Source organism: Corynebacterium sp. HMSC055G02, from assembly GCF_001809065.1.
In the GTDB taxonomy this organism is placed as follows: domain Bacteria; phylum Actinomycetota; class Actinomycetes; order Mycobacteriales; family Mycobacteriaceae; genus Corynebacterium; species Corynebacterium jeikeium_D.
In genome coordinates this window covers 211,718-224,089 of the sequence record NZ_KV795633.1, presented here as the reverse complement: position 1 = coordinate 224,089, position 12,372 = coordinate 211,718, and the positions used below count along the sequence as shown (strand labels likewise).

The 12,372-nt window shown below is 55.6% G+C and carries 13 protein-coding genes and 2 pseudogenes; 12 read left to right on the top strand and 3 right to left on the bottom strand.

Going from position 1 to position 12,372, the window contains the following annotated elements:
• Positions 1–178 precede the first annotated feature (178 nt).
• From HMPREF2547_RS01310 to HMPREF2547_RS01300, 5 genes are all read left to right on the top strand, one after another.
• On the top strand, positions 179–616 hold the full coding sequence (locus tag HMPREF2547_RS01310) for a hypothetical protein (RefSeq protein ID WP_070604483.1): 438 nt from the start codon (positions 179–181) through the stop codon (positions 614–616).
• 236 nt (positions 617–852) lie between these two features.
• Positions 853–1,587, top strand: a complete 735-nt coding sequence (locus HMPREF2547_RS10695) for a hypothetical protein (RefSeq protein ID WP_141744324.1) — start codon at positions 853–855, stop codon at positions 1,585–1,587.
• 127 nt (positions 1,588–1,714) lie between these two features.
• Positions 1,715–2,173 carry a hypothetical protein gene (locus HMPREF2547_RS10690; protein ID WP_141744323.1) on the top strand — a complete coding sequence of 153 codons (459 nt, stop codon included), beginning with the start codon at positions 1,715–1,717 and terminating at the stop codon, positions 2,171–2,173.
• 175 nt (positions 2,174–2,348) lie between these two features.
• Positions 2,349–3,695, top strand: coding sequence for a magnesium transporter (gene mgtE, locus HMPREF2547_RS01305; RefSeq protein ID WP_070604481.1), 1,347 nt, complete (start codon positions 2,349–2,351; stop codon positions 3,693–3,695).
• 53 nt (positions 3,696–3,748) lie between these two features.
• Complete coding sequence (locus tag HMPREF2547_RS01300) at positions 3,749–4,408, top strand: class I SAM-dependent methyltransferase (RefSeq protein ID WP_083296841.1); 660 nt, start codon at positions 3,749–3,751, stop codon at positions 4,406–4,408.
• Between the two features lie 20 nt (positions 4,409–4,428).
• On the opposite strand, the gene HMPREF2547_RS01295 is transcribed toward HMPREF2547_RS01300, so the two are convergent.
• Entirely contained in the window at positions 4,429–5,325 is an 897-nt protein-coding gene (locus tag HMPREF2547_RS01295) for a carbohydrate kinase family protein (RefSeq protein WP_070604479.1), read from the bottom strand.
• A gap of 30 nt (positions 5,326–5,355) precedes the next feature.
• On the opposite strand from HMPREF2547_RS01295, the pseudogene HMPREF2547_RS10565 reads away from it, so the two are divergent.
• The 3 genes and pseudogenes from HMPREF2547_RS10565 to HMPREF2547_RS01280 form a co-directional block, all read left to right on the top strand.
• A pseudogene (locus HMPREF2547_RS10565) lies at positions 5,356–5,739 on the top strand (glycoside hydrolase family 32 protein); the annotation flags it as partial.
• A pseudogene (locus HMPREF2547_RS01285) lies at positions 5,723–6,265 on the top strand (PTS transporter subunit EIIC); the annotation flags it as partial. The pseudogenes HMPREF2547_RS10565 and HMPREF2547_RS01285, both read left to right, overlap by 17 nt.
• Positions 6,266–6,486: 221 nt before the next feature.
• On the top strand, positions 6,487–7,269 hold the full coding sequence (locus HMPREF2547_RS01280; RefSeq protein ID WP_069359393.1) for a formate/nitrite transporter family protein: 783 nt from the start codon (positions 6,487–6,489) through the stop codon (positions 7,267–7,269).
• A 44-nt stretch (positions 7,270–7,313) separates the two neighbouring features.
• Here HMPREF2547_RS01280 and HMPREF2547_RS01275 read toward each other — a convergent pair whose 3' ends face one another.
• Both HMPREF2547_RS01275 and HMPREF2547_RS01270 read right to left on the bottom strand, forming a co-directional pair.
• The gene (locus HMPREF2547_RS01275) at positions 7,314–8,030 is read right to left on the bottom strand and encodes a VIT1/CCC1 transporter family protein (RefSeq protein WP_049170007.1); all 717 of its coding nucleotides are present in this window, start codon (positions 8,028–8,030) and stop codon (positions 7,314–7,316) included.
• 132 nt (positions 8,031–8,162) lie between these two features.
• A complete protein-coding gene (locus tag HMPREF2547_RS01270) occupies positions 8,163–9,404 on the bottom strand; it encodes a multidrug effflux MFS transporter (RefSeq protein ID WP_042388406.1) in 1,242 nt (413 codons plus the stop codon).
• Between the two features lie 281 nt (positions 9,405–9,685).
• On the opposite strand from HMPREF2547_RS01270, the gene rplN reads away from it, so the two are divergent.
• The 4 genes from rplN (at position 9,686) to HMPREF2547_RS01250 (ending at position 12,205) form a co-directional block, all read left to right on the top strand.
• On the top strand, positions 9,686–10,054 hold the full coding sequence (gene rplN, locus HMPREF2547_RS01265) for a 50S ribosomal protein L14 (RefSeq protein ID WP_016422069.1): 369 nt from the start codon (positions 9,686–9,688) through the stop codon (positions 10,052–10,054).
• Positions 10,055–10,369, top strand: a complete 315-nt coding sequence (rplX, locus tag HMPREF2547_RS01260) for a 50S ribosomal protein L24 (protein ID WP_070604475.1) — start codon at positions 10,055–10,057, stop codon at positions 10,367–10,369.
• Between the two features lie 2 nt (positions 10,370–10,371).
• Positions 10,372–10,926, top strand: a complete 555-nt coding sequence (rplE, locus tag HMPREF2547_RS01255) for a 50S ribosomal protein L5 (protein ID WP_005509901.1) — start codon at positions 10,372–10,374, stop codon at positions 10,924–10,926.
• A 382-nt stretch (positions 10,927–11,308) separates the two neighbouring features.
• The gene (locus tag HMPREF2547_RS01250) at positions 11,309–12,205 is read left to right on the top strand and encodes a GDSL-type esterase/lipase family protein (protein ID WP_070604473.1); all 897 of its coding nucleotides are present in this window, start codon (positions 11,309–11,311) and stop codon (positions 12,203–12,205) included.
• The last annotated feature ends 167 nt before the right edge of the window (positions 12,206–12,372 follow it).

Genomic DNA, 12,372 nt, shown 5'->3' with positions numbered 1-12,372 from the left:
AAACGTCCGCATCCCCTTTTGTCACTTAACCCCGGAATCTGATGCGCCTTCTTCGGAACTTTTCCACCGTGCAAGCCCTCTAATACGTGAACACCGGCTATAAGAGACGTGCTTCAATGCGATTGGAAGCGATATTTGGTCCGTCGGTGGTTGATTATCACGTTGACCAGGAGGCGCAGTGGAAAGCCAGTTACCGCTCAAGAACGATTTCATCGATTTGCTGCTCGAACAAACCGCTGAGGACGAGGGACTGACCTTAGAAGAGTATATCTTTAGGCATATTCGGCAATACGAGGATCAAACTGGTGAAGAACTTCAAGAGCTGTTCGCAGCCGGAGAATTGGATAATGAAGAACTAGAAGAGCTGTTATTGACCAGCCATTTGGCGACTCATGAAGTAAACGAGGTGACCGAACAGTACTACTACGAACTCCGAAAGGGAACGACTATCGGGGTTCTATCCGTTTTGTTTCTCGTGGTCGGCGTAATCTTTGGGGGTATCGCCGTAGTGTGCGCTTTCAACGACGCTATGGGGGCTGGTCTGACCTGCGGAGCAATTGGTGTGGTTTTGGCTTGTGTGCGTCTTGGGACGATTATTTGGGCGAGTACGGATTAGCTGTCTTCTAATTGGTGTCTGGGTTATATGGCAGGCTCTACAGCTAAGTGCTGTGCCTGTGCGAGATGGAGTGTAAACGGCGTGGCCGCTGATTCGGAGTCAAGTAGTGAAGGCGTTCGACAACACCATGTTCTGCGAATAACCCACGAGTTTTGCCGCTAAGGCTCTTTCCCGAAAAGACTGAAAAATTTCGTATGAACAGGGAACTTTTTGCGTGCGCGCGGACTCTAACAAGCATGATGAGTTCACTTCCCGGTAGAAAGCCCCAACGGCTGGTGATAAGCAGCGATTCCATATCGTCCTTGGAGGATCGCCCACGCGCTCAGGCGTCTGACGATCGCCCACGTCCTGACAACCAGATTGGAAACAAACAGGCTTCGGAGAGATCGCGATTTAAGAAAGCGGTTTTGAATAAGCGCCGTATAGCTGTTCTTTTGGTCTGCACCGGAATGCTCCTTGGTTCAGTTGTATTTGCTTATTCGAAAGTGTCCGAGGCGAAGAACTATGTTTATACACCGCCTGGGATGCCGCATAACTTGGCTGAGAAGCTGCCTCCGCTTTTGCGAGCTATTAGCTACGTTGATGAAGAATCCGATGGAGGGCGAACTGTAAGTCTTGGAGACGAGAACGTCGAGGGTTTCTCGTATGGGATCGATTTGCCCGGGGCATGTACAACCCCTTCTTATTCATTGATTTCAGACCAAAAAGTAGTCAGGAGGCATCTTTCAGGTGTTGAGTCTCTTGACGGCTACAATGGTTTGTCCATACCTGGGTATAACGCATTTTCATATTTAAGTGAACAGTATGCGGGTGTGGATTGGAAAGACTATAGAACGGTTCTTTATCCCGATGATGAATCATACTTGATAGAAATCAACTGTACCCAATTTTGGCGTACAGACTCTACAGCAGATATTGAAGAGTGGCATGAGCGACTTTATGAACTTTTGTCTGTCGATGGAGGGTTTTAAATGGGGAAGTTCGGAAAGATGCCTATCGAAAACGAAACCAACATTAAGAGATTTAACGTAATTGATATCAGTTTAATTGTTGGCACTTTACTGTTAGCTACGTGTGTATTCGGTGGTAGTATGTGGTATGCGGGGGTCGAATGGCGCCGGCGGTCACGATGAGGTTCGCCTGTATGATGGACCAAGTATCGAAGGATTGCGGCCCACGCTGACCTCTAAATCGCCTAGTTTAATCCCTGCGACCTCAACGAAATGTTCGCTGGATATGATTTGGAGTATCCCAAATATTGAGGTACCCCAGGTAGCGGCGCAAGTTTGTGATAGCTATATTTATGTCGGTGTGGAATCGTGGATTGAGCGAGTCTATGCGCATCGGGAATCTTGGCCGAATTATAAAGAATATGAATTGCCTGGATTTACGGCGTTCGAATTTGGGTATGGAGGTCAAGCGATGGTAATTAATGATAATCGTGATTTGGCAATTTATATTCGCCATATTGACCGTCATAAAAATAATGAACTATTGAAAGATAGCTTTGAAGATGGCGGTAGTTTCGAGCGATTTGTACAGAGGATGCGGGTCTAGAACGATCTTTACGGTTGTTCCTAGCCTGCGGCTGGCCTGGTTTGTCCAAAACTTGGAACCGCAACATACGGGTCAGCTTCGTGCTCTGCGGGGTTAAACCTCCTGCTTGCCGGTATGGTCTAAAGAGGTCGGTACAGCCGGTACCAAGTCCGAGTAGCGGGAGGCACGCTGGATAATGGGCAATAGCAGAACCCTTGATGATCGAGATCTCGAGTCCGCGCTTCGCTCACATGACGTGGCTACGCTGTCGCGGCTCTTAACTGATATTGAGCCCAAGGCTGCCGCTCGAAAGATGCGCCGCCTCAGCCATGGGGAACGTGCGCTGTTCTACCGCACACTGCCGAAAGACACGGCGGTTGAAACCTTCGATGAGCTGAACTCGGCTCTGCAGGCGCACCTGATTGACAGTCTCCGTGATCCTGAAGTCACCGCAGTTTTCGCGGAGATGGAACCGGACGATCGAGCAGAGCTGCTCGACGAGCTTCCTGCGTCTGTCGCTGCAAAACTGCTTGCCGATCTGCCGGATGACGAGCGAGAGCTAACCAACATCGTCCTCGGTTACCCCGATGGTTCCATTGGGCGTCGGATGAGCCCGGAGCTGGTGTCGCTTCACGACGATATGACGGTGGGGGAGGCTCTGGAGACCGTCTACAAGCATCTGGATGATGCCGAATCCATCTACACGCTGCCGGTGTCGAACCGGAACCGTCGGCTGGTGGGCGTGGTTAGCCTTCGTGAACTGATGCGCGCCAGCAGTGATATCCATGTTGCGGCGATTTTGCGGAAGGCCGATTACGCAGAGGCGACCGAATCCGAAGAGAAGGTAGCCCGCATGTGCGCTGATCGTAAGCGCCTAGCTCTGCCGATTGTCGACAGCGAGCAGCGTGTTATCGGTCTGCTCACGGTCGACGACGCCCTCCGGATTCTGGAAGAGGCAGACTCCGAGGACCAAGCTCGTATTTCCGGTTCTGAGCCTCTGCGCTTGCCCTATCTCGCGACGCCCATTTTCGAGATTGTTCGCTCTCGTGTGGTGTGGCTGCTCGTGCTTGCTATCGGTGCAACATTGACCGTGCAAGTCCTGGAAACTTTCGAAGAGACTCTTTCTCAGATGGTGGTTCTCTCGGTATTTGTGCCGCTGCTGATCGGTACAGGTGGCAATACCGGTAACCAGGCAGCAACCACGATTACGCGTGCGTTGGCGCTGGGGGATGTCCAACCCCGCGATATATTCAAAGTCATTCTCCGCGAGGTGAGAGTCGGTGCCTTCCTCGGTTTATTGCTTGGTACTCTCGGCCTGCTATTGGCTGGCTTGGTTTACGGCTGGGACATCGGCCTAGTGATTGGCCTGACGCTGCTGGGTATTTGTACTCTCGCGGCAACTGTCGGTGGCATCATGCCGCTAATCGGTAAGAAGTTCGGCATCGACCCAGCCGTCTTCGCTAACCCGTTCATTACCACTCTTGTCGATGCCTCCGGTCTGATCATCTACTTCCTGATCGCTAAGTCAGTATTGGGAATCTAGTCCCGTCGCGCAGGGGACGTCGGCGGTATAGAAAAGAGATCAACTACGCCATAATGGTGGCCATGAGCAATGGCACCCACAATCACCGCACTTGGAAAGAAATTATCGCTGCCGATCCGCAGCATTCTCGTCGTTACGCCAACCGCTGGCGGGGATTCGTGCGCGAGGGCCGCGATATTGACGGCGAGGCTCGGTTGGTGGATGCAATGGCGCCACGCCACGCTCGAATCCTGGATGCCGGCTGTGGGCAGGGGCGCGTCGGCGGTTACCTGGCGAAGGCTAGTCATCGAGTCGTCGGTGTCGACGTCGACCCCTATCTCATCGACGAGGCAAAGCGACAGTTCCCGGACGCGACGTGGTTGGTAGGGGACTTGGCGCAGCTGCCGCACGTGCTTGACGACGGGCTGGAGAACACACCCCACGATGACACGGCATCCGCCTTCGACGTCATCATTTGCCCCGGCAATGTGCTGACTTTCGTAGCGGCAGAAGACCGCGCGAAGGTACTGCAGGGCTTCGCGGAGGTGCTGAATCCGGAGAGCGGTCGTGCCATTATCGGCTTCGGCGCTGGCCGTGGTTGGGACTTTGCCGATTTTGAAACCACTGCGCAGGAGGCTGGGCTCACCGTGATTCAGCGTTATTCCACGTGGGATCTTCGTCCCTTTGACAAAGAGTCTCAGTTCCTGGTTGCAGTGCTTGAGCGAGCTAAATAGAGCGGGCTAAGCAGCGCGGACTAGGAATCTTTAGCCAGGAGTTCTTCGACTTCGGTTTTCGTCGGCGGCTGCGCTCCCTTGCGGGACACAGTGATGGCAGCCGCGGCGGCCGCATAGTGCAGAATCTCGCGCCACTGATCTGGTGATACGGAAGTCAGGTCAGCTGCCGTCAGACCTCGTTCCTCAATTTGCGCCAAAAGTGCGCCCATAATTGTGTCCCCAGCACCGATGGTGTCAACGACATTCGCGTTGACGGCTGGGACATCGATGCGGTTTCCGTCGGCAAGCAAAGTGAGCCCATCGCCACCTCGGGTGATGACGGCGGCCGGAACTTTAGTCAGCGCCTCTTCGCCAAGGAACTCGACTTCCTCGTCCGAGAGCTTCAACAAATTGACGTAGGGGAGCAAGCTCATGAGGAATTCGCGGTGTGCATCCGTTGCGTAAATGGGGCGAATATTTGGATCCAAAGCGACCAGGGTGCCATTGGCCGCGAACTGTTTGAGCAATTCCGCGTACCGGCTGGCACCTGGTTCTAGCGCCAGTGACAGGGTGCCGAAGCATGCGATATTCGCATCGATGTGCTTCGGCTCCACCAACGGGGTGGCCGTGCCGTCGGTGTAAAAGGTGTACGTTGCAGAGCGATCGTCGTGGATGGTGGTTACCGCCAGAATGGTCGGCTCTGGGCCACGCTGAACGTAAGAGGTGTCGACCCCTTCGTTTTCCAAGTGCTTGACCAGCTCATTTCCGAAACCATCTGTGGACAGGCGGGACTGGAAAATAACATCCGCACCGAGGCGAGAGGCCGTAACCGCGACGTTGTAGGGGCCTCCGCCTAGCGCCGGCACGTGGTTATTGAGGCTGCCAGGAGATACCGGAACGAGGTCAACCAGACCTTCGCCGCAAACACAAATAGCCATGACTTCAATAATATCGGGGGGGGGAGGGGTATGACCTATCGGTCGAATTACCATCTGTCACCGCCACAGGGCCGACTGAATGACCCGAATGGCCTTTTCGTGGACGGCGAGACACTGCATGTGTTCTACCAGCATGATCCATGCTTTCCACATGCGCCGAAGAGAACTGGGTGGGGACATGCGTCCGCGTCGCTCACGACAGCCGAGCGGTGGCGTCATCACCCCGATGCGCTGTATCCAGGCATGCCCTATGACAAGCATGGTTGTTATTCTGGCAGCGCGGTTGTTGATGGCGATGATGTGTGGCTCTTCTATACCGGCAATCTGAAGGCAGACGGTCGCCGCATTCCGTCGCAGAATCGGGTGCGCGCGCTTGACGCCTCCGCCCCAGAGGGTGGGATTCATCTTGCCGATTCTGGTTATCTCATGGATTCTCGCAACGATTGAGAAGTTCTTCCATAAGCGTCTCAAGGGCACTGTCGACTTCATGCTGACACCACTGTTGACGTTGCTCATCACTGGTTTCATCACCTTTGCCGCCATTGGTCCAGTACTGCGCACTGCAGGTGAATGGCTGGGTATTGGTCTTGCAAATCTGTACGAATTCGCGGGACCTGTGGGTGGCTTCTTGTTCGGCTTGGTCTACTCGCCAATTGTCATCACTGGTCTGCACCAGTCCTTCTCACCAATCGAGTACATGCTGTGGGACCAGGGCGGCTCGTTCATTTTCGCGACGGCATCGATGGCCAATATTGTCCAAGGTGGTGCCGCGCTGGCAGTGTACTTCCTGGCCAAGAGTGAGAAGCTTAAAGGTCTGGCTGGCGCCTCCGGTATGTCGGCGCTATTCGGTATTACCGAGCCGGCCATCTTCGGTGTGAACCTACGTTTGCGCTGGCCGTTTTACATCGGCATGGGTGCCTCGGCCATTGCCTCAACCATGAAGGACGAGCCGAAGTCAGAAACTGCTGCTGCACCTGCTGGTACCGGAGAAAAGAAGTAAATCTGCCTCTCTTCGACGGTGAATCGCAGTTCCTGGTTGCAGCGCCTAAGGGGGGTAGGGCGCTGTGACCGTCGTAAAGCGGTTGCGATTCCGCGTCAGCCTGTCGTTATTCTTTTATGCGAATAACTGCAATTAACGGCACGCAGGGAAAGGCTTCGGCGGTGACGCTATACGAAACGCTGGATACGGCTGGCGACAAGAAACAGGAACTGTTGACGCAGGACTACGGACGATTTGCCGTGCGAGCGGTCCTGGCGGGTATGTACCTGACGCTCGGGACGGCCTTTGCAGCGGTCGCTGGACAAGTGGCAGAGGGCGTCGCGCCGGGGACTGGGGGACTGGTTTTTGCGTGCCTGTTCGGGCTTGGGCTGTTCGCCATTGTGGTGCTCGGTGCGGAGCTTGCGACCGGCAGCATGATGTTTGTGTCCTGGTCCACCGCACGCGGACGCATGGCGTGGGGAGTGGCCTTTCGAATGGTGGCCGTCGCTACGTTCTACAACTTCATCGGTGCGGCGATTGTGGCGCTGGTGCTCAGCCAGAGCGCCAAGCTCGGTGGGATCGATGACACACATCTGATTTCCACCTTGACTGAGGGGAAGCTGGCCAAGCCGTTCTTCGGCGCTTTCGTAGAGGCCATGGGTGCGAACTTCGTGGTCAATATGGCTGTCCTAGGTGCACTTCAAGCCAAAGAAATCATTTCGAAGTTCGTTGTGATTCTGCCGATTATTGCAGTGTTCGTTGGGCTTGGACTCGAGCACGTGATTGCGAACTTCTCGTTGTTTTCCTTGGCCTTTTTCGCTGATCCGCATCCTGCAGCCTTCGATGGTCTGCACATAACTGTTAACTGGGTGGCCGTGTGGCTGGGCAACTTCGTAGGTGGTGGCCTGGGGATCGGCGCGGTCTACGCCTGGTTGAACCAGACGAAGACCAGCTATGTTGACTAGGTTTTGAGTTTCGCTGTGCGTTAACCGGGCACCTATTTGACGGTCTAACCGACAGCCTGCCCGAAGAGCAGACCGACGAAGTAGGACACAATCAAACCGAGCGCACCACCAATTACCAGGCGCAGAGCAGCCTTGCCGGAGTGCGTGGAGCTGAGCTTGGCGCTGATGTAGCCGGTTAGAGCCAGAGTCACGATGGTGACAACAGTGACTGCGATTGCGCCAGAAGTGGGGCCGGTGAAAACCAGTGCCGCAATCATCGGCAGGATGGCGCCGAGTAGGAACGACAGTGCCGAAGAACCGGCAGCAGCCCAGGGGTTGGTAAGTTCCTCACCGTCAATGCCCAATTCCAGCTTTAGGTGAGCCGCCAGCGGATCGCTTTGTGCGATGCCGTGGGCAGCATCTTCGGCGATATGTTCTGGGATGCCGTAGCTAGAGAGAATCCCCACGAGCTCTTTATGCTCTTCATCTGGAAAGTCTTTAAGCTCGGCCTTTTCTTTGGCAATCAGTGCCCGCTCAGTATCGCGCTGGGTTGAAACCGAGACGTATTCACCCAGGGCCATCGAGATAGCCCCAGCGATAACGGCCGCGGCGCCAGCAGTCAGAATGGCTTCGCGAGAGGAACCTGCTGCAATCACACTGAGCAAGATTAGAGCAGTGGAGACGATACCGTCGTTGGCTCCGAGAACTCCGGCGCGAAGCCAGTTGAGCTTCGCCGACTCAGATGCCTTATGTGGTTCATGAGGATGTGCATGCGTGGTCATGGCAGGACCTTTCTCCCATGTCAGCCCCATGCCTACGGGTGGTACGAGGCCTCACCATCGATTTAATGCCGATTCGGGCACATTCTCAACCAGTGAAGTGAAACGCGGGGAGTCCTCTCGCGCGCGTAGCTCTTATGGAAGTCGGTGTGAGCGTTTGTGGAGGTCGGCGCGCGTCAATGTCAACACCGCGGTCAGTGCAATCAATGCACAGGTCAACATCGAAATAGCCATCGAGAGGGGAAGATTGGAACCAAGCCCCACCAACGGGGAAACCGTGGCGGCCGCGAGGAACTGTGTGAAGCCCATGAGACCGGAACCTGAGCCAATTCCGATATCTCGAACCTCCTCAATTCCGAGTGCCGTGGCATTGGCGAAGATTAGCGGCATCATCGGTACCGTAATGAACAGCAACAGCCAAGTAGTGAAGAAGGTAATCCCGACGAGGGCATTAATAATCAGGCCTATCGACGTCACGAGCATGACCGTAAGGGCAACTAAAATGCCTTTGCGGGGATGAAGCCGGTTGATCATCTTGCCGTTGAGGATTGACACAAATGTCAACATCGCTGCATTGGATGCGAACACGAGAGAAAACTGAGTAGGGGTGAGCCCCAGCAGCTCCTGGAAGATAAAGGGTGACGCAGCGATATAGGAAAACATCACCGAGAAGCCACCAGCGAAAGCCAACAAGTAGCCGACAAATACTGGCCGCCGCAGCAGCCTGCCAATATTGGGCAGGAGATTGCGCAGAGCGCCTGTGGAGCGTCGCTCAGGCGGCAGGGTTTCCGGAACCATCAGGATCACAATCGCGACCATCGCGACGTTGATGGCTGCGAGAAACCAGAACACGCTGCGCCAGCCGAATGCGGGGCCTAGAAAACCGCCCACAAGGGGAGCGATTGCCGGGGCGATGGAGGAAATGCCCATCAGCGTGGAGAAAGCTCTCGCTGATGCCTTGCCCGTCAAGAGGTCTGGTACTACAGAACGAGCCAGAACAACTGTGGAGCCACCAGCTAACCCCTGGAACAGGCGCATTGCAATAAGCGTGCCAATATTCGGTGCTACTGCACAGAGGATTGACGAGCCCAAGAACACCAAAGTCGCAATGAGAAGCAGCTTCTTGCGGCCCAAACTATCGGAGAGAGCGCCAATGACGAGCTGTCCAGCAGCCATGCCAATCATGAAGGTTGTCAGCGTGAGCTGAACCATCGACTCGGTCGTGGAGAACTCGCGTGCAATCTCCACGAAGGATGCCAGATATGTATCTGCGCCGAACGGGGCGGCGGCGGATAATAAGGCCAAGCCGGCAAGTAGCGATACCGGCAGCGTCTGTGCTGGCTGTGTCTGAGCGCTCCCGGAATGTTGATTTGTCACTGTCTCAGTATAGGGTTGCCGCACAAGGCATAAACCATGTTGGGGGCATGAAACTAAGGGATTTTGTTGTCCCGCACGAACGTGCCATAATACACAGGTTGCGCGAAGCGACTGCGTGCTGCTCTCAACGGTCTAGAACCGTAGTAAGCACGAGGTCAAAGCGATAGGAAAGCTACCTCTAGCAGGTGCTTCCGTCGTAAAGCGTAAACGCAAGACATAAAGACCGCGTGCGTTTAGGACGGAAATCTGACGCACAATGCAACCAGGTCAGGAGAAACGCAGTGATTCAGCAGGAATCCCGTCTGCGCGTTGCCGACAACACTGGTGCACGTGAAATTCTGTGCATCCGCGTTCTCGGTGGCTCGACCCGACGCTTCGCTGGCATTGGCGACACCATTGTCGCAACTGTCAAGGAAGCTACTCCGGGCGGCAACGTCAAGGCAGGCGAAATTGTTAAGGCAGTTATCGTCCGTGCGAAGAAGGAGACCCGTCGTCCGGATGGCTCCTACATCTCGTTCGACGAGAATGCAGCTGTCATCATCAAGGCCGACGGTGAGCCAAAGGGCACCCGTATTTTCGGCCCGGTCGCGCGTGAGCTGCGTGACAAGAAGTTCATGAAGATTGTCTCGCTCGCACCGGAGGTGATTTAAGTGAAGATCCGTAAGGGCGATACCGTGCTGGTTATCTCCGGTCCGGACAAGGGTGCTCAGGGCAAGGTCATCGAGGCCTACCCGAAGCGCGACAAGGTCATGGTCGAGGGCGTTAACCGTACCAAGAAGCACGTTGCAAACTCCGCTGCGGAGCGCGGCGCTTCCTCGGGTGGCATTGTCACTCAGGAAGCTCCGATTCACGTGTCGAACGTCATGCTGGTCGACGAAGATGGTACCCCGACTCGCGTCGGTTACCGCTTCGATGAGGACGGCAAGAAGGTTCGCATCTCCCGCCGTACCGGGAAGGACATCTAAGCATGAGCGAAAATTACACCCCTCGTCTGAAGGCCCGTTACCGCGATGAGATTCGCGGCAAGATGCAGGAAGAGTTCTCCTACGAGAACGTCATGCAGATTCCGGGCGTCACCAAGGTCGTCGTCAACATGGGCGTCGGCGCTGCTGCTCAGGACAAGAAGCAGATCAACGGTGCTATCAACGACCTGACTCTGATTACCGGTCAGAAGCCGGAGACCCGTCGTGCTCGCAAGTCGATCGCTAACTTCAAGCTCCGTGAAGGCGATGCCATCGGCGCTCGCGTCACCCTGCGTGGCGACCGTATGTGGGAGTTCCTGGATCGTCTGCTGACCGTGGCTCTGCCGCGAATCCGCGACTTCCGCGGTCTGTCTGATCAGCAGTTCGATGGTCACGGTAACTACACCTTCGGCCTGTCTGAGCAGACCATGTTCTACGAGATCGACGTTGACAAGATCGACCGCCCGCGCGGTATGGACATCACCGTCGTGACCACCGCTACCAACAACGAGGAAGGCCGCGCGCTGCTGCGCGAGCTGGGCTTCCCGTTCAAGAAGTAGTTTTGCCTCTTCGGTAGCTTTTGCCTGAAGCCCCGGATGCCGCTTGGCCTCCGGGGCTTTTTGCTGCTCTGTTAACTGCTTATGTTCGTGGGGGAGTGAGGTCGCTGTGCGGGGCCTGCGTAAAAGTTACCAGTGTTGCTGGTGGGAAAGTTGACCCTTTTTGGGGGTTGGAAATTAGTAAAGCCACAAGGTTTCTCAGTTGAAAGTTAGGCGTTTGTGATGATTTCGTTGTAAACTGCCATTCGTCATAGTGACGGCCGCCAAAATGCATTGTGGTCGTTATCAATTTGGGCAAGACTTAAGTGACTTCAGCTTCTGTGTGATTGAGCCAGTGGTTCTACACAGAGCGGTTCTTAAGTTAAAACGCAAAGGGATTAACTACATGAAGAACTTCTCCGTGGCCGTCCGCTCGGCTGCTATTGCAACTGTTGCGGCTCTGGGTCTGAGCTTGGGTGCAGGTGCTGCCAACGCACAGCCGGCACTGCCGGAAATGCCGAACATTCCGATTCCGGGTATCGGCGACACCGGCCCGAAGGGCGTCAAGCAGATCGTCACCTTCGGTGACTCCTTCACCGCTAATGCCGGTAAGGGTGGCCCGCGTGGCCTGGCGCCGGGGCAGAACGTACTGGTCGCCAACTGCGCTACCGACATGGAAAACTGGCCGAAGGTCGCAGCTACGAAGCTGAACAAGTCCCTGGGTGACTGGTCCTGTAACGGTCTTGGCGGCTTCCCGGGTCAGCTCCTCGCATACCTGGAGGCTTCCATCCAGTACGGCGACATCGGAGAGGGCACCGAGAAGGTTGTCCTGATGTACGGCGGCATGGACTGGGTCCAGTGGGTTGACGTGGCAGGCGAGCTTGTCGCAAAGCCGGATCCGCAGGCTCCTTCCGCGTTCAAGCAGACGCTGCGTCAGTTCACTGACCGCGTCCACCAGGTTGCCCCGGGCGCTCAGGTCGTCCTGGCGTCGTACCCTGAGTACGCCACTGATGACCAGCTGTGCCTGGTGAACACCCCGAACCAGACCTTCCCGATCCCGGCACCGGGTGGCAGCGAGATCCAGGGTGCATTCCGTGACAGCATTCGCTCCGCATCTCAGCACGTAGGTGCCGGCTTCATTGACGTCTACGAGGCAACCCTCGGCCACGGTACCTGCAACCCGAACCCGGATGAGCGCTTCGTCGCCGGTTTCGCAGACCCGGTGATGGGCCCGATGACCAACCACCCGACGGTGGCTGGCGAAAAGGCAATGGGTAACATCATCGCCGACCAGCTCTACTAATTTCCTTTCGCCGGCACCATGTCGGCTAGGAATTGAGTTCCACCGCTAGTTGGTGGGGCTTCACGCCGTGAGCGGACTAACGTCCGTCCGCGGCGTTTTTGCATTTCGGCCGGTATTTGTTAGTATCACCAGGTCTGCCCTCTATAAGAGGTGCGGCAGTAAAAATG